This window comes from Methylobacterium sp. WL6, from assembly GCF_008040095.1.
In the GTDB taxonomy this organism is placed as follows: domain Bacteria; phylum Pseudomonadota; class Alphaproteobacteria; order Rhizobiales; family Beijerinckiaceae; genus Methylobacterium.
On the sequence record NZ_VRVH01000567.1, the window covers coordinates 1 to 1,278 of the forward strand.

Annotated in this window: 1 protein-coding gene; it reads right to left on the reverse strand. The window is 72.6% G+C overall.

What is annotated here, in order from left to right; all coding sequences use genetic code 11:
- Nucleotides 1-853, reverse strand: an 853-nt coding sequence (locus FV230_RS28420; protein WP_147844736.1) for a DUF882 domain-containing protein, incomplete at its 3' end; no start/stop codon positions are given.
- Nucleotides 854-1,278: the final 425 nt, after the last annotated feature.

Sequence of the window (1,278 nt, forward strand, 5' to 3'; positions counted from 1 at the left end):
ACGCCGCCGGGGCGGCGTAGGCGAGGGCCGCACGGGTGCCGATGCCGTCTTCCGGGTCGGCGCTCGCCACCGCGACCACCGGCTTCGGCTTCCCGCGCGCCACCGCGACCGGCGCCGGAGCCGGATCGCTGCGGCTGCCGAACAGGCCGGCGAGGAACCCGACGAGGCTCGGGCCCTCCTCCTCGTCGGCGGAGGCGATCTGCGAGGACACGCCGAGCACGGTGCCGCCGCGGGCCAGGATCTCGGCGCGGGCCTCCTCGTAGCGCGGGAACGGCCGGTTGTCGGACGCCAGGTGGACGGTCTTGCCGTCGGGGAACAGGCGGGCGAGCTGGTCGTGGCTCATCCGCGGCCACATCCGGACCGAGCCGACGTCGAGATGGACGAAGGGCGAGCCGGCATGCGGATACCAGCCGACGCCGCCGCGCTGCATCTGCAGCCCGACCGCGCGGATGTCGTCGATGGAGACGCCCGGCAGGTAGAAATCCATCGCCTTGCCGAGCATGTGCTGGCTGTACTCGGCCACCGCCTTCGAGCGGCGGCGCAGCATCGCGTTGGTGCCGGGCGAGCGATAGGCCGACACCACGTGGATCGGCTCCGAGGCGCCGACCTGCCGATAGGCCTCCCAGACCGTGTCGAACAGGCGCGGGTCCATCTTGGTCGGCTCGTCGATGCGCCAGTCGCGCAGGAGCCAGTTCAGCTGCTCCAGGGCCGCGCGGTCGTAGCGCCCATCGCGCTTGAACGTGATGGTCGCGCTCTCCTTGGTGTGGGTGTGGAAGATCGTGAGCGAGCGGGTGTCGCCGTTGGCGACCGCATCCTGGGTGCCGGTGGTTCCGGCCGCCAGCGCCAGCGCCATGCCGGACAGTCCGAAGAGGATGCGCCGAAGACGCGAGGGCCGGGGCGTCGTCTGGCTCGGCGTCGGCACGATCGTCTCACCCCTCGGACGCGACCCGCGTTCGGCGCGGAACCATGGTGAACGCAAGGTTGCCGAAAACCGTGAAGACCCGGTTATCGGCGGCCCGAGCCGGACACACGCGATTCCCTTACGGCTAAGTCTGGACCGTGGCGAAATCGTGCCGGCAAGCGCGGCGGCGCGCGTCGCCGCGTCGGTCGCCCGACGGGTGATGCGAATGGGCCACGGGGCCGGTGCGGGGGCTCCTCACGGACCGCGACCGGCGGGCTGCGGTCACCACCAGCTGCGCGAGACCGGAGCCGGGTTCGGCGTCCACAGGCCGGGCTCGCCGAACTCGGGCGGCGGCGCTTCCGCGGTCGCCCGCACGG